General features: G+C 59.0%; 18 protein-coding genes. 12 read left to right on the plus strand and 6 right to left on the minus strand.

Annotated features, from left to right (window positions below; translation table 11 throughout):
* Positions 1–412: 412 nt before the first annotated feature.
* Complete coding sequence (locus AB6803_RS05575) at positions 413–2,314, plus strand: murein L,D-transpeptidase (protein ID WP_371107954.1); 1,902 nt, start codon at positions 413–415, stop codon at positions 2,312–2,314.
* A 105-nt stretch (positions 2,315–2,419) separates the two neighbouring features.
* Here the strand turns inward: AB6803_RS05575 and AB6803_RS05580 are convergent, their stop codons facing one another.
* Positions 2,420–3,319: a retroviral-like aspartic protease family protein gene (locus AB6803_RS05580; RefSeq protein ID WP_371107955.1), complete on the minus strand. Its 900-nt coding sequence runs from the start codon at positions 3,317–3,319 to the stop codon at positions 2,420–2,422.
* A gap of 475 nt (positions 3,320–3,794) precedes the next feature.
* Positions 3,795–4,469 (minus strand): phosphoglycolate phosphatase, encoded by a 675-nt coding sequence (gene gph, locus AB6803_RS05585; RefSeq protein WP_371107956.1) that lies wholly within the window; start codon positions 4,467–4,469, stop codon positions 3,795–3,797.
* 197 nt (positions 4,470–4,666) lie between these two features.
* Here gph and rpiA point away from each other — a divergent pair, with 197 nt between their 5' ends.
* The 5 genes from rpiA (at position 4,667) to AB6803_RS05610 (ending at position 9,630) form a co-directional block, all read left to right on the plus strand.
* On the plus strand, positions 4,667–5,368 hold the full coding sequence (gene rpiA, locus AB6803_RS05590) for a ribose-5-phosphate isomerase RpiA (RefSeq protein WP_371107957.1): 702 nt from the start codon (positions 4,667–4,669) through the stop codon (positions 5,366–5,368).
* Positions 5,369–5,381: 13 nt separating this feature from the next.
* Positions 5,382–5,960 carry a DUF2059 domain-containing protein gene (locus AB6803_RS05595; RefSeq protein ID WP_371107958.1) on the plus strand — a complete coding sequence of 193 codons (579 nt, stop codon included), beginning with the start codon at positions 5,382–5,384 and terminating at the stop codon, positions 5,958–5,960.
* A gap of 175 nt (positions 5,961–6,135) precedes the next feature.
* Positions 6,136–7,521 (plus strand): glutathione-disulfide reductase, encoded by a 1,386-nt coding sequence (gene gor / locus AB6803_RS05600; protein ID WP_371107959.1) that lies wholly within the window; start codon positions 6,136–6,138, stop codon positions 7,519–7,521.
* A gap of 149 nt (positions 7,522–7,670) precedes the next feature.
* Positions 7,671–9,044, plus strand: coding sequence for a class II 3-deoxy-7-phosphoheptulonate synthase (locus AB6803_RS05605; RefSeq protein ID WP_371107960.1), 1,374 nt, complete (start codon positions 7,671–7,673; stop codon positions 9,042–9,044).
* Positions 9,045–9,204: 160 nt separating this feature from the next.
* The gene (locus tag AB6803_RS05610; RefSeq protein WP_371107961.1) at positions 9,205–9,630 is read left to right on the plus strand and encodes a GFA family protein; all 426 of its coding nucleotides are present in this window, start codon (positions 9,205–9,207) and stop codon (positions 9,628–9,630) included.
* Here the strand turns inward: AB6803_RS05610 and AB6803_RS05615 are convergent, their stop codons facing one another.
* Both AB6803_RS05615 and AB6803_RS05620 read right to left on the minus strand, forming a co-directional pair.
* A complete protein-coding gene (locus AB6803_RS05615; protein ID WP_174051536.1) occupies positions 9,631–10,167 on the minus strand; it encodes a DUF1003 domain-containing protein in 537 nt (178 codons plus the stop codon).
* An 83-nt stretch (positions 10,168–10,250) separates the two neighbouring features.
* Complete coding sequence (locus tag AB6803_RS05620) at positions 10,251–12,179, minus strand: LTA synthase family protein (RefSeq protein ID WP_371107962.1); 1,929 nt, start codon at positions 12,177–12,179, stop codon at positions 10,251–10,253.
* Between the two features lie 190 nt (positions 12,180–12,369).
* Here AB6803_RS05620 and AB6803_RS05625 point away from each other — a divergent pair, with 190 nt between their 5' ends.
* From AB6803_RS05625 to AB6803_RS05635, 3 genes are all read left to right on the plus strand, one after another.
* Positions 12,370–14,049, plus strand: coding sequence for an NAD+ synthase (locus AB6803_RS05625; protein ID WP_371107963.1), 1,680 nt, complete (start codon positions 12,370–12,372; stop codon positions 14,047–14,049).
* A gap of 30 nt (positions 14,050–14,079) precedes the next feature.
* Positions 14,080–14,907, plus strand: coding sequence for a hypothetical protein (locus AB6803_RS05630; protein WP_371107964.1), 828 nt, complete (start codon positions 14,080–14,082; stop codon positions 14,905–14,907).
* A gap of 165 nt (positions 14,908–15,072) precedes the next feature.
* Entirely contained in the window at positions 15,073–16,857 is a 1,785-nt protein-coding gene (locus AB6803_RS05635) for an ankyrin repeat domain-containing protein (RefSeq protein ID WP_371107965.1), read from the plus strand.
* On the opposite strand, the gene AB6803_RS05640 is transcribed toward AB6803_RS05635, so the two are convergent.
* A complete protein-coding gene (locus AB6803_RS05640; protein WP_371107966.1) occupies positions 16,817–17,575 on the minus strand; it encodes a hypothetical protein in 759 nt (252 codons plus the stop codon). The genes AB6803_RS05635 and AB6803_RS05640 overlap by 41 nt on opposite strands.
* A gap of 272 nt (positions 17,576–17,847) precedes the next feature.
* Positions 17,848–20,160 (minus strand): NADP-dependent malic enzyme, encoded by a 2,313-nt coding sequence (locus tag AB6803_RS05645; RefSeq protein ID WP_371107967.1) that lies wholly within the window; start codon positions 20,158–20,160, stop codon positions 17,848–17,850.
* A gap of 228 nt (positions 20,161–20,388) precedes the next feature.
* On the opposite strand from AB6803_RS05645, the gene AB6803_RS05650 reads away from it, so the two are divergent.
* From AB6803_RS05650 to AB6803_RS05660, 3 genes are all read left to right on the plus strand, one after another.
* Positions 20,389–21,153 carry a glycerophosphodiester phosphodiesterase gene (locus AB6803_RS05650; protein ID WP_371107968.1) on the plus strand — a complete coding sequence of 255 codons (765 nt, stop codon included), beginning with the start codon at positions 20,389–20,391 and terminating at the stop codon, positions 21,151–21,153.
* Positions 21,154–21,264: 111 nt separating this feature from the next.
* Complete coding sequence (locus AB6803_RS05655; protein ID WP_371107969.1) at positions 21,265–22,071, plus strand: UDP-2,3-diacylglucosamine diphosphatase; 807 nt, start codon at positions 21,265–21,267, stop codon at positions 22,069–22,071.
* A gap of 166 nt (positions 22,072–22,237) precedes the next feature.
* A complete protein-coding gene (locus AB6803_RS05660) occupies positions 22,238–23,461 on the plus strand; it encodes an MFS transporter (protein WP_371107970.1) in 1,224 nt (407 codons plus the stop codon).
* The last annotated feature ends 110 nt before the right edge of the window (positions 23,462–23,571 follow it).

A 23,571-nucleotide genomic window follows, 5' to 3' on the forward strand; every position in this document is an offset into this window, starting at 1 on the left:
ATCCCTGATCCTGCTTTTCCGTTGAAAAAGATAGTTGCCATATAGGTCCGAATGGCGCTCAAGAAAACAGCTGAGGCTTGTATTTCATGACTAAATTCATCATGTTTTTGCGCCTGTGGAGAATGGCGTGTTCTTTTTGACACGCTCGGTGGATATTCTTCGCAGCATGCTTATAGACGCGTGAAAACCGCAGGAAAATTCAATAAAAAATTAACTAATAATTTCATAATTTTGTGTGAATTAAACCGCGAAGCGCGTCTTTGCTTTCTCACACGAAGTTGAGACGTTGAACAAAAGGCGGGGCTGGTCGTTTTCATTTTGATGGTTAAACGATGTTAGGAACATCGTGGCCGATTTGAAAACAGCACCGTCTGTCTTGAGGCTACAGCATGACACGGGGACTGATTAGAGAATGAAACTTGTCACCAAAGCCGCAGCATCCGTCCTGGCGCTTTCCTGCTGCATCTCCGCCGTCGGCGCGACATCCGCGAACGCGATGACCCTCATGGACTTCATTCGTGGAGGCCAGGGGCGCCAGCAGAGTACGCAAGTCTCCGCCCCGGTCCCCGCCAATCCGGCTCAGGATACCCTTGGCTCCAGCCCGGCGCCGCAGGCAAAAGGGCCGCTGCCAAAGGTCGATGCCCCGCAATATTATACCTACAAGCCCGAAGCCATGCGGCTGGTCGCTTCCAATCGTTTTGCGGATCCGGTGGTGACCGGAGCTGTTGCCGATGCTTCGGCGACGCCGGTAGCTGTCGATTCCAATGCTTCGCAGCGTCATCATCTGACGGAAGTTCGTTTGATGGCGACGAATGATGTCGCCAAGGCGGTCGAATCTTATTACGCCGACCAGAGCAAGCCGCTGGTCTGGGTTGCAGACAGTGCCATCAGCGACAAGGCCAAGGCTGCCATGGCGGTTCTGGCCGATGCGGCCTCCGTCGGCCTCGATCCAGCCGATTACGCCGTGACGCCGCCGAGCTTCGACCAGGCAAGTGTCGATCCGGAGATGCGCGACCGTGCACTGATGCAGTTCGAGCTGGCGCTCTCCAGCAAGGTGCTGATGTTCGTTCAAGACACGGTGCGCGGCCGGCTCGACCCGAACAAGATCTCCGGCTATCACGACTTCAAGCGCAAGGACGTCAACCTGATGCCGGTGCTTGGCCTGTTGCGCGCAAGCCCGGATGTCGCCGCCTATCTCAATAGCCGCAGCCCTTCGAACCAGCAGTTCATGGAACTGAAGGCCGAGCTTGCCAAGCTCAAGGGTGCAAGCAGCGCCGAAGGCAACAGCATCTCCATTTCGTTGACAGGCACTCTGAAGCCGGGCGGCAGCTCGCCGGAAATGGCCAATATCGTCAAGGCGATCCAGCATCGCGGCTCCGATGCGCTGAAGACGGCTCACGCTGAAACGCTTGCCTCCTATCAGGGGACGCCGGATTACACCCCGGACCTCGTGTCGCTGGTCGAGGACTTCCAGAAGGAAAAGGGCCTGACGTCCGATGGCGTCATCGGCCAGTCTTCGGTTCGCGCCATGGTCGGCGAAAACAACGATGTGAAGATCCAGAAGCTGGTCATCGCAATGGAGCAGCTGCGCTGGCTGCCGGACGAGCTCGGACCGCGCTACGTCCTCATCAACCAGCCGGCCTTTATGGTCTATTATCACAACAACAATCAGGAACAGCTGTCGATGCGCGTCGTCGTCGGCAGCAAGGCGCATCAGACCTTCTTCTTCCAGAACCAGGTCCAGACCGTCGAGTTCAATCCGTTCTGGGGCGTTCCGCAGTCGATTATCATCAACGAGATGCTGCCGAAGCTGCGCTCCGATCCGAATTATCTCGACCGCATGGGTTATCAGGTCGAGGTCGGTGGCCGCGCCGTCGCCTCGTCCAGCGTCGACTGGTACGGTTCGACCAAGAGTGTTTCAGTCCGCCAGCCGCCGAGCAGCGACAACGCGCTGGGCGAGCTGAAGATCCTCTTCCCGAACTCGCATGCGATCTACATGCATGACACGCCGCAGAAGAGCTTCTTCAAGAAGGATATGCGCGCTCTCAGCCATGGCTGCGTCCGCCTTGCCGATCCGCGCGCCATGGCCGCCGCCGTCCTGAACACCACGGTTGATGATGTCGCCAAGCAGATTGCCGGCGGCCAGAACAAGGCCGTGGCCGTGCCGCAGAAGTTCCCGATCTACATCGCTTACTTCACCGCCTGGCCGAACAAGAACGGCGTCGTGCAGTATTTCAACGATGTCTACGATCGTGACGCGGCAACGCAAAAGGCGCTCGACGCGACCAGCAAGTCCCGCATGGCGCAGATCTGATTGCGGTTTGATATTCGAACACAGAAAAGGCGGTCTTTTGGGCCGCCTTTTTCATGGTGAAGCTTGCGAAGACCGTGCCTCAGAAACCGGGCAAAGAAAGCGACGTTAGTCCTTGGTTTCGATCCGCCATTCACGGCTTCCGAAGGTAACATCGAAACGCGACAAGAACGAGCGGCCCAACAAGCCATCAATGTCTCCGCCTAACGCCTTTTCGTCGGCGAGAACGACGGTGGTGACATCATTGGCTTCCACACGTCCGACCTTGACCGTGGAGGCGGTCGTGCGGAGCCCTTGCGAGACGCCGTTGGCCGTTTGCAGGGAAATCGCATTGCGCTCATCGAGCAGCAACTTCGCCCGCGTTGCGAATTCCTTGCTAACGGATACAAAGCCGGCGCCGGTGTCGACCACGAACCTACCGTCCACTCCGTTGATGCTGACCTTCGCGATGATCACACTTTTACCCTGAGTGGGGAAGCGGTCGCTGCCTGTGGCATAGCTCGCCGCGCACTTTCCCTTGGTGGTGTAATCCTTGATAATTCCACGCACGGCCGCAGTATCGTTCTGCTCTGGATTGATGGATATCCAAGTCTGCAGCGGTGCGATTGCTTCGCAATAGCTGCCGAGAGCGGAGTAGCTGTCGGAAATGTTTTGAAAGACCAAGCTGTTGAGTGTCGTCAGACTGTCGGAGAGACCGATGACAGAATAGTAGTCATCGATCGCATCGCGATATTTCTTCGCTCTCTGGCGGATTTGTCCGCGCAGAAAGTGAAAATCCCGCATGCCCGGTGTCATAGCTATAAGCTCGTCCGAGACTTTCAGTGCCTCATCAAAATCGCCCAAACCGCCGAGAATGTCTGCCGCGTTTTGGAGCGCGACATTCGAAGGTACGCATTTGTTGGAAAATGCGACGAGAGCCTTTGCCGCTTCGCGGCGATAGCCTCGCACCTGCAGTTCTCCCGCGAAACTATAAAGGGCATTCCAGTCACACGGCTCGCGACGCAGCATGTCCAGATAGGAGACCATGGGCGTGCGGCCCGCAACAATATTCGGCAGTGGGTCGATTTCGAATTTCTGGTAGACGGCAAGCAATGCCGGGTCCGGCTTTGCCGCGATCGCTTCCTCGACACGGCCAATAATGCGGTCGCCGTAGATGTAGAATGCAATTCCCGAGCAGAGGACGGTGCAAATTGCTAGCGTACGGACTATCGGCGCAAACCGCCCTTTTCGTGGAGGCAGTCTTCCGCTGTTGCGGTCTTCAGGGTCTGCTATCAGCAAGCGCGCGCTCCGCCTTTAAACCGCAATTCGCACCCTCATTTCGGCGCGGATGGCAAGCGGGTGACGTTACTCCCGCCTGATCCTCATCCCGTTAAGTGAAGGTTGTGTAATGCTGTTGTGGCGCAGGAGCGCGAATGGCGCAAGATCCATTACAACTTCGGGCATAAAGTAAAGCGAGCCTCCCGGCATTTGGCCGGACGCTGCCCTAAGCTGGAAGCAACCCCTGGACCAACGCCGGTGTAAGCTCGTCATAATGGCTGATGATGCGGCTTGGGCTGAGGGTTTCCACGCTGACGTCGGAATAGCCGAAGGGTACGGCGATCGACGGGACGCCGGCATTGCGGGCAACGAGGATATCGTTGACGCTGTCGCCGATCATGACGGTGCGGCTGATGTCGCCGCCGGCGCGCTCCACGGTACCGATCAGATGATCGGCATTCGGCTTGCGAACGGGGAAGGTGTCCCCTCCGGTGATGGCTTCGAAATAATGGGTGAGATTGAGCCTCTCGAGCAGCGTGCGGGCGAGGGATTCCATCTTGTTGGTGCAGACCGCCAGCTTGTAGCCCTGGCCCTTCAATGCATCCATGGCGGCCAGCAGGCCGGGATAAGGTTCGGTCAGCCCCGGCATCGTCTCGCTATAGTGTGTGATGAAGCGCTGAAGGAGCGCGGGCAGCTCTTCCGGAGCGAGCGTGTAATCCCGCAGCTTGCAGGCGCGTTCGATCATCACCTGTGCACCATTGCCGACAAGATGTGTCAGGTCGTCGTAGCTGACGGGTGCGAGATTGAGCGCTGCAATCGTATGATTGAGGCTGGCGACGAGATCGGCATGGGTGTCGAGCAGGGTGCCGTCGAGATCGAATACGACAAGGGGAGATTTCACCAGGAATCAGCCTTTGGAACAGAAGAGAAAAGCCAGTCTTTCGGAGTTAGAAGATCGGGCCGGCAATTGCAACTAATGGCGCCGCAAGCCTCTCGAATATGGTCCGGGATTTCTATGTGAGGCCGTTATTTTGGCTTTCGTTTGCCCGGAGAGCCGTGTAAACAGCACCCAACGTAACTATCGGGAGCAGGTGGCGCATGGACGCCCGCCAAATGAAGATCGAGGCTGCACGGGCGGCTCTGGCCTATGTCGAGAGCGGTATGCGACTCGGAATCGGAACAGGCACCACGGCTGAGGAATTTGTTCGGGTGCTCGCTGAGAAGGTTGCGGACGGCCTCGTGATCGAGGGTGTTCCGACCTCTGAGCGGACGGCGCGGCTCTGTGTCGAGCTTGGCGTACCGCTGAAGTCGCTCGATGAACGACCCGAACTCGATCTCACCATCGACGGCGCCGACGAATTGGACGCTGCGCTGCGGCTAATCAAGGGCGGCGGCGGTGCGCTGCTGCGCGAAAAGATCGTCGCGGCCTCGTCGCAGCGAATGATTGTCATTGCCGACGAAAGCAAGGTTGTTCAGACGCTTGGCGCGTTTGCGCTGCCGATCGAGGTCAATCCGTTCGGTCTTGTTTCCACGCGTATCCAGATCGAGAAGACGGCCGCTCGCCTTGGCCTTTCCGGCGCGCTCAACCTGCGTCAGTCGGAAGACGGCAACTTCACGACCGATGGCGGGCATTTCATCATCGACGCATCTTTTGGCCGTATTCCTGATGCAGAGGCGCTGTCGATTGCGCTGAATTCGATTCCCGGTGTTGTCGAACACGGGCTCTTTATCAACATGGCGACACTTGCGATCATTGCCGGTCCCGCCGGCGCACGCACGTTGCAGGCGAACAATACATAGGAGCACTGAACTCATGATCAAAATTGCGGGTCTTGGCCGTTTTGCCGCTGCAACCATCGTTCTTTCTGGTATCGCGCTCGGCTCCGTCAGCGCGCAGGAAGTGTCGGAAGAGCAGATCAAGGCCGCTCGTGCCGCGATCAACGCGCTCGGCGTCACGAACCAGTTCGACAACATCCTGCCGAATCTCGCCGAGCAGTTGAAGAGCACGATGATCCAGGCTAACCCGAATTTCGGCGACGCCATCAATTCGTCCGTCGACGCAACCGCACTTGCCCTTGCACCGCGTCGCGCTGACCTGGAGCGTGAAGCTGCCGTAACCTACTCAAAGGCATTTACGACCGAAGAGCTCAACTCTATCGCCACCTTCTTCACCTCGCCAACCGGCAAGAAATTCCTGCAGGACAATCCGGTTGCTTTGCGCGAACTTTACAAGGCGGCCGACATCTGGGGCCAGGGCATTTCGCGCGATCTCGCCAACCAGAGCAGCGACGCCCTGCAGAAGGTGGTAAAGGCGCCGATCGCTCCTGTATCGACCGACGATGCCAACGGCGCCCAGCCGGCACCTGCGCCGGCACCGGCAACCAAGAAATAAGCTTGATCTTTTGTCGCGATCCCATCCGAATTCTTGGGGTCGCGCAACTCTAGTTCTTTGAATTTAAGAGCCCGGATATCGTTCCGGGCTTTTCTTTTAGCATGTCGAGATCCTATATCAGTGCCAACACCTATGAGCGTTTCGCGCGCCGCTCTTATTTCCGCAGGAGTATCCGATGTCTTCCTTTGATTTCGATCTTTTCGTCATTGGTGGCGGTTCGGGAGGCGTGCGCAGTGCGCGCGTCGCCGCGTCGCTCGGCAAGAAGGTCGGCATCGCCGAGGAATATCGTTACGGCGGCACATGCGTTATCCGCGGCTGCGTGCCGAAGAAGCTCTTCGTCTATGCCTCGCAATTTAGCGAGCATTTCGAGGATGCAGCCGGCTTCGGCTGGACTGTCGGCGAAAGCACCTTCGACTGGAAGAAGCTGATCGAGGCGAAGGACAAGGAAATCGAGCGGCTTGAGGGGCTTTATCGCAAGGGGCTCGACAACGCCAAGGCCGAGATCTTCGATACGCGCGCCGAGCTGGTCGATGCCCATACGATCCGTCTCCTGAAGACCGGTAAGACCGTTACCGCGGAAACGATTGTCGTCGCCACAGGCGGAACGCCGAACCTGCATGCGGCCTTGCCAGGCCATGAATTCTGCATTTCTTCCAACGAGGCTTTTCATCTGGAAGAGTTGCCGAAATCGATCCTGATCGCCGGCGGCGGCTATATCGCCGTGGAGTTCGCCAATATCTTCCACGGGCTCGGTGTTGAGACGACGCTGATCTATCGTGGCGCCGAGATCCTGTCGCGCTTTGACCAGGACCTACGCAAGGGCCTGCATGAGGCAATGGAGGCCAAGGGCATCCGTATCCTCTGCCACGACATCATCGAGAGTGTGACGAAGACGCAAGAGGGTCTCAGCGTCCGGACGAAGAATGACAAGGCATTGACCGTGGACACGGTGATGCTGGCGCTCGGCCGCACGCCGAATACGAAGAGCCTCGGGCTCGAAGCCGCTGGCGTGGCAATCAACGAACACGGTGCCATCGTCGTCGACGAATATTCGCGGACGTCTGTGCCGAACATCTATGCGCTGGGAGATGTCACCGATCGGGTACAGCTGACGCCGGTGGCGATTCATGAGGCCATGTGTTTCATCGAGACCGTCTACAAGAACAATCCGACCCGCCCGGACCACGAGCTGATCGCGACGGCTGTCTTCTCTCAGCCGGAGATCGGCACGGTGGGCCTGAGCGAGGAGGAGGCCGCCAGGCGTTATCCGGAACTCGAGGTCTATCGTGCCCAGTTCCGACCGATGAAGGCAACATTGTCTGGCCGCAGCGAGAAGATGATCATGAAGCTGATTGTCAATGCCGCCGACCGCAAGGTGATCGGCGCGCATATTCTCGGCCACGATGCCGGTGAGATGGCGCAGCTGCTTGGCATTCCCCTGAAGGCCGGCTGCACAAAGGAGGATTTCGATCGCACCATGGCCGTTCATCCGACGGCGGCCGAAGAATTGGTGACGATGTATTCCCCAAGCTACCGCATCCGCAACGGCGAGCGCGTGTAAGCAATAGGGATAGTAATTCCCCGGCGCACAAAAGACCTGCCGAATAGTTGGTTCGCCTTTGCAAGTGGCCGGCAAAGGTTTATAAGCGCGCACAATTTACGGCGACGGGCACTTGGCGAAGAGACCAGGCGCGAAAACAGGTGAGTGAGATGGCACAGAATTGGACACCGAGCACTTGGCGGCAAAAACCGATCCAGCAGGTGCCGGAATATCCGGACCAGGCGGCGCTGGCGGCAACGGAAGCGCAGCTTGCTAGCTATCCGCCGCTCGTTTTTGCCGGTGAGGCTCGCCGTCTGAAAGCGCATCTTGCCAATGTTGCCGAAGGCAATGGCTTCCTGCTGCAGGGCGGCGACTGCGCCGAGAGCTTTGCCGAGCATGGCGCCGACACGATCCGCGACTTCTTCCGCGCCTTCCTGCAGATGGCCGTCGTCCTTACGTTTGGTGCGCAGCTGCCGGTCGTTAAGGTCGGCCGTATCGCCGGTCAGTTCGCCAAGCCGCGTTCCTCGGGCATCGAAACCCAGGGCGGCGTGTCGCTGCCGAGCTATCGCGGCGATATCGTCAACGGCATCGAATTCAACGAAGAAGCGCGCATCCCCAATCCGGAACGTCAGCTGATGGCTTACCGCCAGTCGGCGGCGACCCTCAATCTTCTGCGCGCCTTTGCGATGGGCGGTTATGCCAACCTCGAAAACGTGCACCAGTGGATGCTCGGCTTCGTCAAGGACAGCCCGCAGGGCGAGCGCTACCGCAAGCTCGCCGACCGCATCAGCGAGACCATGGATTTCATGAAGGCGATCGGCATCTCCTCGGAAAATAATCCGAGCCTGCGCGAGACCGATTTCTTCACCAGCCATGAAGCGCTGCTGCTCGGCTACGAAGAGGCCTTCACGCGTGTCGATTCCACCTCAGGCGACTGGTATGCGACCTCGGGCCACATGCTCTGGATCGGCGACCGCACGCGCCAGGCCGACCATGCACATATCGAGTATTTCCGTGGGATCAAGAACCCGATCGGTTTGAAGTGCGGTCCTTCGCTGCAGGCGGACGATCTGCTCAACCTGATCGACATCCTCAACCCGACGAACGAGGCCGGCCGCCTGACGCTGATCTGCCGTTTCGGCCATGATAAGGTCGCCGACAACCTCCCGCGTCTCATTCGCGCCGTCGAGCGCGAAGGCCGCAAGGTCGTCTGGTCCTGCGATCCGATGCACGGCAACACGATCACGCTTAACAACTACAAGACCCGGCCGTTCGAGCGTATCCTGTCGGAAGTCGAAAGCTTCTTCCAGATCCACCGCGCCGAGGGCACGCATCCGGGTGGTATCCATATTGAGATGACCGGCAAGGATGTGACCGAATGCACGGGCGGCGCCCGTGCCGTCGGCGCCGACGATCTGCAGGATCGCTACCATACGCATTGCGATCCGCGTCTCAATGCCGATCAGGCCCTGGAGCTGGCCTTCCTGCTGGCTGAGCGCATGAAGGGCGGGCGCGACGAGAAGCGCCTGGCTGCGCGCGGCTGATCGAGCGCTACCACATCATTCCTTATGCACGGGCCGGCTCAAAACCGGCCCGTTTGTTTTGGTGCATCTGCAATCAATCCGGCTGAAGATTGTTTCATTTCTTTGCGTTTGACGCTGGTGGTGTCCTCGTCAAGATTGCGGGGAAACGAAGGGGATCAGCATGAATGACGAACACACCGGCGCCTGCCTTTGCGGAGCCGTACGTTTCAAGACACAGGGCGCATTACGGGAGGTTGTTGCCTGCCATTGCTCGCAATGCCGCAAGCAGACCGGGCTCTACTATGCAGCAACTGACGTGCCTCGCGATAACATCACCATCGAAGGCGAGGAGGCGATCACCTGGTATCGCGCCAGCTCCTTCGCGCGCCGGGGCTTCTGCCGCGTCTGCGGTTCGGCGCTGTTCTGGTCGGCGGACAGCTCCGACAATATCTCGATCATGGCCGGGCTGTTCGATCAACCGAGTGATCTAAAGCTGAGCTACCATATTTATTGCGCCGACAAGGGCGATTTCTACGAGATCGGCGATGGGTTGCCACAATATCGGCAAGGGCGGCCAGGGTTGTTGACGGCGGGGCCGTCAGGCTGATCAGCTCCCATTCTTCTCTGCCACGAGCTTGCTCAGTTTCGCGACTTCTTCCCGCACCGCCACGAGTTCTGTCAGTACCTGCAGGTCTATCTTTTGGTGCAACGACAGGACTTCGAGTTCGGCCTTGAGATTGACTTCGTAGTCCTTGGCGGCCTCGAAGCGGTCACGCTCGGTCTGGCGGTTCTGTGACATCATGATGATCGGGGCCTGGATGGCGGCGATCATGGAGAGGACGAGGTTGAGGAAGATGAAGGGGTAGGGATCGAAGGCGCGGGTGAGGAGGACGATGGTGTTGACGATGCACCAGAAGACCAGGAACAGCAGGAAGCAGATGATGAAGGACCAGGAGCCGCCGACGCGGGCGATGCCGTCCGCGAGGCGTTCGCCATAAGAGGCTTTGGCGGAGAAGGCAGCATTGATGTCGGTGGAAACGATCTTGCGCTCATGTGCCTTCTTGAGCACGCGCTTTTCGACCTCGCCCAACTCCTCGGCCGTCTTGTCGAAATGCTGATGAACGAAATTGGGCAGATTATACATGGGAACACTCCAAGGACTCGATCGCCTTTGAGTGCCAAGTATTCGACTGGCCGATGGAAATGCAACGTGAAAAGGGTCGCAGCCTAGCTGCCCTGGTTGACCAGCCAGGCGTGCGACGGGAAGAAGCGGTCGAGCCCGTATTCTCGTCCGAACATCATGTCATGCTGCAAATAGCGGTAGTCGCGCATTATGGGATCGAGATCCTGCTCGTTGCGAGACCAGTCCGGAAAGGTCTGGTTGTCGCGCGTCGCGAGCTGATAGCGATCGACGATGTTGTACTTCTTCTGCACCCGGCCGAGAAAACCGGTGTAGAACGGGTGTTCGTAGCCGGCGGTCTTGAGGATGTGATAGGGCAGCTGCGACGGGCTGATCGTGCCGACATCCTTGCGCACCCCCTTCCTGCTTGACCAGATGACCAGCGGCGTTTCGTGCTCCCGCTTCATGACGTCGAGCGGCGCCTTTCTGGATGCCACCTGTTCGGGCATGTAGCCGGTGTTCGGATAGACGCTGCCGAGCGGCGGCAGATGATCGCCCCAGAGAACGATGATCGTTTCGCGGTCGCGCTTGGCGGCCCAGTCCATCAGCATTTTCAGGCTTTGATCGGATTCGCGCACGCCCTGCGCATAGGTCGCGAGCGTATCGCGGTCGGCGTCCGTCAGGTCTCCCTTGATGTCGACGGTGTTCTGCGCATAGCGGTTCGGTTCATAGGGACCATGGCCCTGCAGGGTGACGGCGAAAAAGAAGAACGGCCGATCCATTTCGTCGCCCTCGTGCATGATCTCTTTCATCAGCGAGTCGTCCGAGGCGAAAATGCCGCGCTTTTCCATGGGCGGCATGGTGTCTTCCGTGTGGAACTCCTCAAAGCCGAAGGCCGTGTAGACTTCGTTACGATTCCAGAACCAGCCGCTGAAAGGATGAAGCGCGCGCGCTGCATAACCTTGGCCACGGAAGAAGGTGGCGAGCGACGGCATCGGTTTGCGGACATATTGCTGGTAGGGAATGCTGCCATAGGGCAGGAAGGCGTTGGAGAAGCCGGTCAGGGCCTCGAACTCGACATTCGCGGTCATGCCGCCGAACTCCGGCGAGAAGACATGCCCGGATTGCGCCGCGCGAATGGTCGGCATCGGGTCCGGTGTGAAGGTCAGTTTGGAAAGCCGGGTCGGATCCCAGAAGGATTCGCTCATCAGCATGATGACGTCAGGCTTCTGGCGCGGAGCTGAGAGATAACCGTAATTGCGGGCCGGTATCGCGTCCATCGCATCCGGCCCATAACCCGCCGGCACTTTGACGTCTGCCATCGGCAGGTTCAGCGAGAAGGCGATGATGAAGCCGTTGTAGCTGTAATTTTCCTTCTGATCCCAGACGATGGGGATGATACGCAATTTCTCGCGAATGAATGAATATTGGGTCGCGTCCATCTGTGAGACGAAGAGGGCCGCAAGGGGCATACAGATGGAGAGCCGCGCGACCCTGGCATGGCGCGAAAGCGTCGCGGCATGCCGCCAGGCATAGCGCCAGAGAAGTGCGAGGGCGGCGACCAGGGCAATGATGCCGAAAGCGAGCGCGATGGCGGTCCATGGCCGTTCGCGCACCATCACCGGCATGAGCTCCATGATCTGGCGCGCAAACAGGAAATCCGAGGGATACAGCGGATCGGAGAGATAGTGCTGCTTCTGGTTGGAGAGGAAGGCCGGGATGAGGACTAGAGGTGCGACCACCAATATCGACTGATGGGCGCGGCCGAACAGAGCATCGAGCACGAGCATCAGCAGCATGACGATGCCGACGGTGGTGAAGGCGGGCTGATTGGCTGAAAGAAAATAGGCCGGGATATCCGTCAGTTCGCCGCGCGCGACCCACTCGACCGCGATGACGATCAGCAGCGAAGACAGGAAGGTCAGTAGAAGGCTGAGAAGCTGGCGGAGAGCCGCCGATTGCTGTCTCGCCGTGCCAAGCTTTTGCAGAATGGCGGGCTTGCCTGCCAATGCGGAACTGGATACCGGGGCGACCACCGATCTCTCCGTATGTTATAAATGTTTCACAGAAGTGTCACTCCTTTGTCATGAATACCGGATGAACCGCAAGGCTTGCTTAGTACTTTTCCGGTGGCAAAATACCGCTTGTGCGAGTGCCGCCCTCTTTCGCACGCGAAGACAGCCAAAGGCTGTTGCGGAACGGGGACGCCGTCGTTAAATATATGGCATGACAGAACAAAGCCCCATCACCCAGACGATCCGCATCGCTGTCGCGCAGCTCAATCCGACGGTCGGCGATGTCTCCCGCAACCTTGCAAAGGCGCGTGAAGCCCGGGCCGAGGCGGCGCGCGAGGGCGCACAGCTTGTCCTGTTCACGGAGCTGTTCATCTCCGGCTATCCGCCGGAGGATCTGGTGCTGAAGCCGGCCTTCATCCGCGCGTGTCAGAAGGCCGTGGACAGTCTTGCCGCTGATACCGCCGATGGCGGACCGGGTGTCATCATCGGCTTTCCGCGACAGGATGAGACGGGGCGTTACAATTCTGTTGCTGTGATTGACGGCGGCAAAGTTATCTTCGTCAGGGACAAGGTCGATCTGCCAAACTATGGCGAGTTCGACGAAAAGCGCGTCTTTGATGAGGGGACTATCGCCGGACCGGTTAATTTTCGAGGCGTGCGGATTGGTATCCCGATTTGCGAAGAGATTTGGAACGATCTCGGCATCTGCGAAACGCTGGCCGAAAGCGGCGCGGAAATTCTTTTGGTTCCAAACGGCTCACCTTACTATCGCGGCAAGGTCGATGTTCGTTATCAGGTCGTGCTCCGCCAGGTGATCGAGTCGGGCTTGCCGCTCGTCTTTGCAGCTCAGGTCGGTGGCCAGGACGAGTATGTTTTCGACGGCGCGAGCTTTGCTTTCAACGCCGACAGAACACTGGCTTTCCAGATGAGCCAGTTCGAGACCGCGCTCGCGGTGACGACCTGGAAAAAGAACGGCGACGGCTGGCATTGCAGCGAAGGTCCCATGGCCCATATCCCGGAAGGCGAGGAGGCTGATTATCGCGCCTGCCTGCTGGGCTTCCGCGACTATGTGAACAAGAATGGCTTCAAATCGGTCGTGCTCGGCCTGTCGGGCGGTATCGATTCGGCCATCTGCGCTGCGATCGCCGTCGATGCGCTCGGCGAGGAGCGGGTGCGTACCGTGATGCTGCCTTACCGCTATACGTCGGAGGATTCGCTGAAGGATGCCGCCGATTGTGCCAAGGCGCTCGGCTGCCGCTACGACATCGTGCCGATCGAGGAACCGGTGACGGGCTTCAACGCCGCGCTGGCCGATCTGTTCGAAGGCACCGAGAGCGGCATCACCGAGGAAAACCTGCAAAGCCGTGCTCGTGGCACTATCCTGATGGCGATCTCCAACAAGTTCGGCTCGATGGTGGTCACCACCGGCAACAAGTCGGAAATGTCGGTCGGCTATGCCACGCTTTATGGCGATATGAACGGCGGCTTCAACCCGATCAAGGACCTCTACAAGATGCAGGTCTATGCGCTATCGCGCTGGCGCAACCTGCATGTGCCGCCCGGCGCGCTCGGCCCATCGGGCGAGGTGATCCCTTACAACATTATCGACAAGGCGCCGTCGGCCGAACTCCGGCCGAACCAGACAGACCAGGATTCGCTGCCGCCCTATCCGGTGCTCGACGATATCCTCGAATGCCTGGTGGAGAAGGAGATGGCGGTGGAGGAGATCGTCGCGCGCGGGCACGATATTGCGACAGTTCACCGGATCGAACATCTGCTTTATCTCGCTGAATACAAGCGCCGGCAGTCGGCGCCGGGCGTGAGGATCACCACGAAGAATTTCGGCCGCGACCGGCGCTATCCGATCACCAACCGGTTCCGCGATCGTTGATCGTAACGCCATCCGGCGAGTGGAGAAGCAATGCGCAGTTCGGTCGAGATCTACAATATTCGCACCGGTGAGAACCGGATCGTCTGGCAGACGGACACATTGATCGAGGCGCCGAATTTCGCGCCGGATGGGCGCTATCTGCTGCTGAACGCCGATGGACTGCTTTACCGGATTGCCCTCGACGGCAAAGCCGAGCCCGTTCAGGTCGATACCGATTTTGCGACGCTCTGCAACAACGATCACGGCATTTCGCCGGATGGCTCGCTGATCGCCATTTCCGACAAGACCCAGCATGGCAAGTCCTGCATCTACGTCCTACCGGCCGAAGGCGGGACACCACGGCAGGTGACCACCAATCTGCCGTCCTACTGGCATGGCTGGTCGCCCGACGGGAAGCACTTCTCCTATTGCGGTATCCGCAACGACGTCTTCGACATCTACACGATCTCGGTCGACGGCGGCGAGGAAACGCGGCTAACGCATGGCGAGGGCCGCAACGACGGGCCGGACTATTCCGCCGACGGGCGATGGATCTACTTCAATTCGAGCCGCACCGGCCTGATGCAGATCTGGCGCATCCATCCCGACGGCACTGGTCTCCAGCAGGTGACAAACGACAATTACGGCAACTGGTTCGCCCATCCATCGCCCGGGAACGACAAGGTCGTGCTGATTTCCTACGATCCCGATGTCTTCGATCATCCGCGCGATCTGAATGTTCGCATGCGATTGATGGACATGGATGGCGGCAATCTCGTGACGCTCTTCGAACTCTTCGGCGGGCAGGGAAGTATCAATGTGCCGAACTGGTCGCCCGATGGCGATGAATTCGCCTATGTCCGCTACGAGCCGGCGTGACCTCTCTGGACAGGGCGCACGCTCCGTTATAAATCTTTGGACGTTCTCAGGGCGCATCCGATCCGCGGGAAGGGCAAGGCCCACCTGATGCATAGAACGTAAGACTGCCACACCTCTTTTCAGTCTGTGGGCGCGGATACCAGACGTGAATGAAAGGAGGTCTTTGTGACCACGCGCTCTCTGGCGGGTAACGCCACTCTCGATTCCCTGAAAAGACAGGCCAAGGCTTTTCTGAAAGCCATTCATTCCGGCGATCAGTCGGCACTTAGACGTGTTGCACCCTATTTTGCCGATATCACGGATGTCGGGCTTCAGGACATCCAGCTTGTCCTTGCCCGCGAACGTGGCTTCTCGAGCTGGGCGAAACTCAAGACACATCTGGAGAGCGGTGATCGACAGATAACGTCGACAGATCAGCTTGCCAATGAGTTCCTATCGTTGGCGACGGTTTCGTATTTTCCCCATATTCCGGCCGATCCGGCGCGGTTTGCCGAGGCACTGAGGTTGCTGGAAGCGCATCCCGAGATTGCTGAGGAAAATATCCATGTCGCTGCCGTGCTTGGAGATGCCGCCGGCGTGAGCCGCTGGCTCGATCGACAACCGCAGCTTCTTGAGCGCAAGGGCGGGCCTTTCGATTGGTCTCCGCTGATGTCCGCCGCTTATGCCCGTTTGCCCGGCCATTCCAGCCTGCCGGCGGCCAGGGAGCTTGTCAGGCGAGGTGCCGATGCCAACGCCTTCTTCCTTGATGGCGGTCAGTATCGCTTCACGGCGCTGACCGGTGTCTTCGGCGAGGGCGAAGCGGGCAAGATCCGGCAGCCGCAACATTCGGAATGCGAGGCTTTCGCGCGCCTGTTGCTTGATGCCGGTGCAACGGCGAACGACAGCCAGGCGCTTTATAACCGGATGTTCGAGCCGGATGACACTTGCCTGAAGCTGCTGCTGGAATATGGCCTTTCGGCCGAAGACAAGAACAATTGGCTGGTGCGCGAGGACGGCAAGCTGGTCATGAATTCGCAGACCGTGTTCGACTATCAACTGACCTGGGCTTGCGAGAAGCGCATCGGGGAGCGCATCAAGCTGTTGGTAGAGCATGGGGCTGATGTTAATCGGCCCGTGAATGGCAGAACACCTTACGAATGGGCGCGGTTGGGTAATGACAAGGATCTAGTTCTGTATCTCGTTCAGCAGGGAGCTATAGCCGTCCGTCTAAAGCAAGAGGATTGGGTCCATATTCTCATTCGGCAGACGCCCCGAGATGCGACGACCGATCCGGCGATACTTGTCGATCATATCAAGAGAAGAGTAGCGGGTGACCTCGACATTCCCGAAGCGATGCGCGGGGCTCACCCCGCCATGTTGCATGAGGCTGCCGGCGATAATGATTTGCGGGCTGTTCGCCTTATGCTGGCGTTGGACCTTGACGTCAACGCCATGACCAGCCGCACGCCGCTGCATGAAGCTGCTTTGCACGGCCATATCGAGATGGCAAAGCTGCTGATCGAGCATGGTGCGGATACCAGCATTCGCGATCCCTACCATTACGCACCGCCGATCGGCTGGGCCGAATATAATGACAGAGCAGAGATGGTGGAGTTCCTGAAGACACAGCCGCTCGATATCTTCGCGGCCGCTGCTTATGCTCAGATCGGGCAACTGGCCGCGCATCTGGAAGTCCACCCTGAATTGATCAACACCCGTTTCGGTGATTTTCGCCCGCGTGGGGAGGCAAGTCCGGATCGAGACTGGATGACGCCGCTTGGCTTTGCCATTCTCAATCGTCGCATTGAAGCGGTCCGTTTGCTGTTGGACCGTGGCGCTGATCGTTTCGTGAGAGATGCATCCGGTCGGTCCTATCGCGATCTCGCAAGAGAGACAGGTGACGAGGCAATCATATCGCTGTTGAGGACGCCTATTGCGTCGGCTGCGGTCCCGCCGCTTTCGGATGCCTGAGGTCAAGCGTGCCCTGGTCGGTCGCAAGGAATTGCGGGCCGACCTGGCGCACCTTGTTGGTCGCGGGATCGTAGGGCCGGTCCGGTTGCAGTTGCTTCGGCTGAACTGGAGTGATTTCAGGAGTTGGCATCGCAGCCGTCTTCTGCTGCGGCAAGGCGGCGCTGTCGGTCTTGGGCTTTTCCGTCTCGATCGTCGTGATCGAGCTTTCGGGCCGAGCCAGCGATTGCTGTTCGGGCGCGTAAGCCTTCGGCGTTATCCTTGTGTCGATCACGGTATCCGGCGTGGCCGACAGGGGAGTGCTGCACCCATTCCGTTGCATGTCGTCCAATAGTTGCCGTCTCTGCACACCCGCATCATCGATGCGGGTTACGCTGACCTCACGCTCATCCATCAGCGAGGCAAGATCATCCCGCATCCGCTCCATCGCGTCATGCATGTCATCGCAGGCGGCCTCATTGTCGGCGCCGAGGATCGTCAGGCTGCTGTCGGATGTGCAGCCTTGATTGCGCATGTCGCTCTTCAGGCGCCGTATCGCCATGTTCTGCTGGACGATGGCGCGCGAAAGATCCCGTGTCTCAGCGTTGGCGCCGATGATCTCGGTCGTGTTGGCATATCGGCCGCGCAATTCGTCGCAGATGGCATTCACCTGGGCAAGGGCCGGCGTTGCCGCCAGCAGGGACAAGACAAGAGAGGTAAAGAGTTTTTGGCCGCGGTTCACGTTGTGCTCTTCGAAAAGCGGTTCGATCTCCACGGAGAATATACCGTGTAGCTTAACAACGTATCCATCAAAACATGCTGATTGTGAAAGATTTTTTGTAGTCGAGCCAAGGATCGAACTTGGCTCGTATCTTTTCGGCAGCGCGAGCCGATAAAACGGAGAACTGCTGGCGAAAATATAGCTGCCGATTATGATAATTTAGTCGGCTAATGACTCGTTATCTGCGTCGTGACGACCGCCCTTGGGGGCGGCCGTTCGAAGTGAGCGTTCGCTCAATTCGGCTGTGATGCCTCGACCACGGCCAGAGCCGCCATGTTGACGACTCCACGCGAGGTGACGGAGGGCGACAGGATGTGGGCGGGAAGCGCGGTGCCGAGCAGGATCGGGCCGACATGCAGGCCGTCGGTCATGGTCTTGACCACGCCGAGCGTGATGTTGGCGGCATCCAGATTGGGGAAGACCAGCAGGTTCGCCTCGCCGGAAAGCGTGCTGTCCGGCATGACGTGGCGGCGCAGGCTCTCGGAGATGGCGCTGTCGCCGTGCATTTCGCCATCGACTTCCAGCTCGGGCGCCGCTTCGCGTACAAGCGCTAGCGCATCGCGCATCTTGGTGGCGCTTTCCGATTCCCGCGATCCGAAGTTCGAATGCGAGACGAGGGCGACGCGCGGTGCGATGCCGAAGCGCTTGATTTCCTCTGCCGCCAGCACCGCCGATTGGGCGATCTCCTCGGCATTCGGGTTAAAGGTGACGTAGGTGTCGGTGTAGAAGGTCGCGCCGCGCTGGGAAATCAGCAGGCTGAGCGCCGAGAAGTCGCGGACGTCAGAGCGTTTGCCAATGATCTGGCGGACGATGCGCAGATGGCGCTCGTAACGGCCTTCGAGACCGCAGATCAGTGCGTCGGCATCGCCGCGCTTCAGCGCCAGGGCGCCGATGACAGTGGTGTTGGTGCGAACGATGGTTCTGGCTGCTTCCGGAATGACACCGCTGCGGCCGACGAGCGAGAAATAGAGTTCGACATATTCGCGGAAGCGCGGATCATCATTCGGGTTGATGACGGCGAAATCGGTATGCGGCCGGATCTTCAAGCCGTAGCGCTTCAGACGTGTCTCGATGACGTTGGGACGGCCGATCAGGATCGGCACGGCGGTGCCTTCTTCAAGAAGGACCTGGGCGGCACGCAGAACACGCTCGTCTTCGCCTTCGGAGAAGACCACACGCTTGCGCTCGGCGATCTTCGCGGCTGCAAAGATCGGCTTCATCACGAAGCCGGAGCGGAAGACGAAGCGGTTGAGCTCGTCCATATAGGCGTCAAAATCGGTGATCGGACGCAGCGCCACGCCGCTTTCGGCGGCGGCTCTTGCGACAGCCGGCGCGATGCGCAGGATCAGGCGCGGATCGAAGGGCGAGGGGATCAGGTAGTCCGGCCCGAAGACCGGCGTTTCGCCGGTATAGGCGCGAGCGGCCACATCCGAAGGCTCCTCGCGGGCAAGCGACGCGATGGCGCGCACAGCGGCCATCTTCATTTCCTCGTTGATCGTCTTGGCGCCGCAATCGAGAGCGCCGCGGAAGATATAGGGGAAGCAGAGGACGTTGTTGACCTGGTTCGGGAAGTCGGAACGGCCGGTGCAGATCATCGCATCCGGCCGGGCGGCGCGGGCGAGGTCCGGCATGATTTCCGGCGTCGGATTGGCCAGCGCCATGATCAGCGGCTTTTCCGCCATCTGTTCCAGGAGCTCGGGCTTCAATACGCCGGCGGCGGACAGGCCAAGGAAGACATCGGCGCCGCCGATCGACTCGGCAAGCTCGCGCTTGTCGCTTTTCTGGGCATAGACTGATTTCCATTCGTCCATCAGCACGTTGCGGTCTTCATAGACGAGGCCCTCGATGTCGTGGACCCAGATATTTTCGCGCTTGGCACCGAGAATGACCAGAAGGTTGAGGCATGCAAGTGCCGCAGCACCCGCGCCGGAGGCGACGATCTTGACGTCCTCAATCTTCTTGCCGGCCAGTTCCAGCCCGTTGAGAATGGCGGCAGCGACAATGATCGCGGTGCCGTGCTGGTCGTCGTGGAAGACCGGGATTTCCATCTTCTCGCGCAGGCGGCGCTCGACGTCGAAACATTCCGGCGCCTTGATGTCCTCAAGATTGATGCCGCCGAAGGTCGGTTCGAGTGCCGAAATCGTAGCGACCATCTCATCTACGGTCGGGGCCTCGATTTCGATGTCAAAGACATCGATGCCGGCGAATTTCTTGAAGAGGACCGCCTTGCCTTCCATCACCGGTTTGGAGGCCAGTGGGCCGATATTACCAAGGCCGAGGACGGCCGTGCCGTTGGAGATGACTGCGACGAGATTGCCACGCGAGGTATAGTCGAAGGCCGTTTCCGGATTGTCGCGGATGGCAAGGCACGGTGCGGCGACGCCGGGAGAATAGGCAAGCGCCAGGTCGCGCTGGTTGCCAAGCGGCTTGGTCGCCTGGATTTCCAGCTTGCCGGGGCGGGGATAGCGATGAAAGAAGAGAGCCTGTTCGTCGAGATTGCCACTCGCCATGTTCTTGGCTGCCTTCGATGTGTCGTTCGTATCCATCCCGCTTCTCCATTCCTGCTTGCGCGCCTGCGCCTCAAGCCCCCTCCATACATCAATCGTTCGGAGTGCACAGTATGGATTTGACGCTGCTGAAGGGTTTTTTGTCGCGGCAAAGGCATAATTTTCCTTTGCGGAAACTGTGACTTTGCAAAGGGCAGACGGCGGGCGGCCGCGTCATACGAGGTTCATGGCGGGAGGCTAGGAGGGTGGAAAACAGTGAGATCCCTCATGACCCTCATGACCCTCATCGCCTCTCATCGCGGCGGCACGCATCTGTGGCCGGAAAACACTCGGCTCGCCTTTTCGAATACCGCCAAGCTTGCTGTCGATCTCGTGGAATTCGATGTGCACCAGACGCGAGACAACCGGCTCGTCGTCCATCACGATGCGCTGATCGACCGCATGACGGATGGCAAAGGTGCGATCGCCGATTTCAGTTATGACGAGCTGATGCGCCATATCGTCATCGGCAGCGGCGGCGAGACCATTCCCACCCTTGCCGAAACCATCGATATTTTCGGGCCTTCCGCGATCGACCTTCGGCTGGAGATCAAGACGAAGCTGGATGGCAAAGCCTATGACGGCATGGAGGGCCGCATCGCGGACGAGCTGCTGGCGAGTGGCGTGCTGGGGCGAACCATGGTGACCAGCTTCTCGCTTTCACGTCTTGAAGCCTTCGGCACGGCGCTCGACGAGCGTGGCCTGAATGTCGGCGAACTCCTCGGCCTCGTCTTCCTATGCTTGCCGCAGACGGTTGCGCAGCTTGGTTGGGAGGGCATCCTTGCCGCAATTGGCCGGTTTGGTGTCCGTGACATCGCCTTGCGGGCAGAGACGATCGACGCCGATGTGATGGAGCTGTTCGGGAGAAACGGCGTGACGGTCCACGGCTGGGCGGCGCATACGAGCGAGGCGGCGCGGGCGATGTTCCGTCTCGGGGTCGCCAGTTTTACAACCGACCGGCCAGATCTCGCCATAGCTGCAAAACACAGCTGATTTCCTGCCATGAGCGCTCCGCACAGCATTTGTCATCATCCTGAAACACGAGTCTGATTTTGGAATAGGTAACGTAGGATAGGGCGCGGACAAAAGTTCGTGAATGAAAACATGGACACTCGGCGATTTCGAACGCTGTTCATTTCTGACGTTCACCTCGGCTCGAAAGCGGCCAAGGCGGACTTCCTCCTCGATTTTCTCCGTCTTCATGACGCCGACACCATTTACCTTGTCGGCGATATCGTGGATGGCTGGCGTCTGAAGCGCAACTGGTACTGGCCGCAGGATTGCAATGACGTCGTGCAGAAGCTGTTGCGCAAGGCGCGCAAGGGCTCGCGCATCGTCTATATCCCCGGCAATCACGACGAGTTCCTGCGCGATTTTCCCGGCATGCATTTCGGCGGCATCGAGGTGGCCCAGCGCGCGATCCACGAGACAGCCGACGGCAAGAAATATCTTGTCCTGCATGGCGATGAGTTCGACGTCGTCGTCCGCAACGCCCGTCTGCTCGCCTATCTCGGCGACTGGGCCTATGACATGGCGATCCTGATCAATATCGGCCTTGCCGCGGTTCGGCGCCGCCTGAATATGCCCTACTGGTCCTTCTCAGCCTGGGCGAAGCTTCAGGTCAAGCACGCCGTCAACTTCATCGGCGAGTTCCAGCGCGTCGTCGTGGAAGAGGCCAAGCGTAGCGACGCCGACGGCGTCATCTGCGGCCACATCCACCATGCCGTCATCGAGGACTTCGATGGCATCCGCTACATCAACACCGGCGACTGGGTCGAAAGCTGCACGGCAATCGCCGAGCATGATGACGGCACGTTCGAGCTGATCACCTGGCACTCGATTGCCGAGACCCTACCGGTTGGCGTTGCTGCTGATGAATTGCCGGAAGCGCTTGGAGCGCAGGCGGCGTAATATTTCGCCGCCTCACGGGCCTAATAACGCTCCGTCACAATTATTGATCACTGAGATCCCACTGCTTTGGTCATTTTAGGCTGAAACGTTACAGCTAGTCCATTTCCCGCCATAGTCGTAATCACGATAGGGTGCTAGGAACACATCAGTTCCCTTCAGGTCTGTCATGATTCCCGCGACAAAATCTCTGCAGGGCGAGGGCGCGCCGCCGTATTTTCGGTTGCGCACCGCCTTGTCCTATTGCGCGCCGTTGATCGTCAACGGAATTGCCTTGCCGTTTTTTCCCGTCTGGCTGGCCGGGTTGAGTTTCAGCGATCGTGAGATCGGCCTAATCCTTGCCGTGCCGATGGTGGTGCGGGTTCTCGTCGTGCCTATTGTCGGCATGCTTGCCGACCGCGTGCAGGAACGTGCCACGGTTTTGTTCTGGTCGGGCGCGCTGTCGCTGTTGACGGCGATCGCGCTTTACTGGACCAGCGATTTTTGGCCGGTGCTTCTGGTCTACGGCATCCAGGGCGCGACATACGCGCCTTACGTTCCCATCGTTGAATCGATCGCCGTTTCCGGCGTACGGCGCTGGGGTTTCGATTACGGCTCGATGCGCGTCTGGGGATCGATCGCTTTCATCATCTCGACCCTTATCGGCGGTCAGATGATCGGCAAATGGGGCGACACGACGGTGCTTCCCGCCATGGTCGCGGGCTTCGTCCTGACAACGCTGATGGCCTTCTTTTGTCCGCGCATCGGGCCGACGCGACGGCGCCATCATCAACCGATCGATTTGCAGGCGCCAACCGGCAGCTCGCTCCGGTCGCCGCAATTGCTGATCACCATGATTGGTGTATCGGTGCAGCAGTCGAGCCATGCCATGATGTATACATTCGCGTCGATCTACTGGCGCGATCTTGGTTTCTCAGGCACGCAGGTTGCCGTCCTCTGGTGCGTCGGGGTTGCCGCCGAGGTGATGGTGTTTTTCATGTCGAGGATGTTGGGCCGCCGGTTCAGCGCCTGGACACTGATTTTTTTCGGCTCGGCCGTGTGCGTCGTCCGCTGGATACTGTTCCCGATCAATTTCGGCTTTGTCGGCTATTTCGTGCTGCAGTGTTTCCATGCCTGCACCTTTGCCTGCGTGCATACCGGCATCCAGCGCCGCATCGTCGCTTCGGTGCAGGAAACGCAGGAGGCATCGGCTCAGGGTGCTTATTTCTTCTATAACGGCATGTTTCTCGGGCTGATGACGCTGGCATCCGGCTATCTTTACGCTTGGCTTGGCCTTTCGAGCTACTACGTCATGTCTGGCGTCGCTGCTTTTGGCCTCGCCATGCTGATCGTCGCCCGCAACACTCAGCCGCGCAGCTCCGCAATCGGCGGAAGAGCGAGCGAGGCATCGTAAGGTGCCTCAAAACGAATTCATTTGGATATCAAAATGCTATGGCATATTTCTGTTGTCTGTGCGCCATAGAAATCGCCTATGAACTCGGTGTATTAACGATTAGCGTCGCG

The organism is Rhizobium sp. RCC_161_2 (assembly GCF_041355235.1).
In the GTDB taxonomy this organism is placed as follows: Bacteria; Pseudomonadota; Alphaproteobacteria; order Rhizobiales; family Rhizobiaceae; genus Rhizobium.

Coding starts and splice junctions, on each gene's coding strand:
- AB6803_RS05575 (WP_371107954.1), top strand. CDS start 413: ATGAAACTTGTCACCAAAGCCGCAGCATCCGTCCTGGCGCTTTCCTGC.
- AB6803_RS05580 (WP_371107955.1), bottom strand. CDS start 3,319: ATGCTGCGTCGCGAGCCGTGTGACTGGAATGCCCTTTATAGTTTCGCG.
- rpiA (WP_371107957.1), top strand. CDS start 4,667: ATGGACGCCCGCCAAATGAAGATCGAGGCTGCACGGGCGGCTCTGGCC.
- AB6803_RS05595 (WP_371107958.1), top strand. CDS start 5,382: ATGATCAAAATTGCGGGTCTTGGCCGTTTTGCCGCTGCAACCATCGTT.
- gor (WP_371107959.1), top strand. CDS start 6,136: ATGTCTTCCTTTGATTTCGATCTTTTCGTCATTGGTGGCGGTTCGGGA.
- AB6803_RS05605 (WP_371107960.1), top strand. CDS start 7,671: ATGGCACAGAATTGGACACCGAGCACTTGGCGGCAAAAACCGATCCAG.
- AB6803_RS05610 (WP_371107961.1), top strand. CDS start 9,205: ATGAATGACGAACACACCGGCGCCTGCCTTTGCGGAGCCGTACGTTTC.
- AB6803_RS05615 (WP_174051536.1), bottom strand. CDS start 10,167: ATGTATAATCTGCCCAATTTCGTTCATCAGCATTTCGACAAGACGGCC.
- AB6803_RS05625 (WP_371107963.1), top strand. CDS start 12,370: ATGACAGAACAAAGCCCCATCACCCAGACGATCCGCATCGCTGTCGCG.
- AB6803_RS05630 (WP_371107964.1), top strand. CDS start 14,080: ATGCGCAGTTCGGTCGAGATCTACAATATTCGCACCGGTGAGAACCGG.
- AB6803_RS05645 (WP_371107967.1), bottom strand. CDS start 20,160: ATGGATACGAACGACACATCGAAGGCAGCCAAGAACATGGCGAGTGGC.
- AB6803_RS05650 (WP_371107968.1), top strand. CDS start 20,389: ATGACCCTCATGACCCTCATCGCCTCTCATCGCGGCGGCACGCATCTG.
- AB6803_RS05655 (WP_371107969.1), top strand. CDS start 21,265: ATGGACACTCGGCGATTTCGAACGCTGTTCATTTCTGACGTTCACCTC.
- AB6803_RS05660 (WP_371107970.1), top strand. CDS start 22,238: ATGATTCCCGCGACAAAATCTCTGCAGGGCGAGGGCGCGCCGCCGTAT.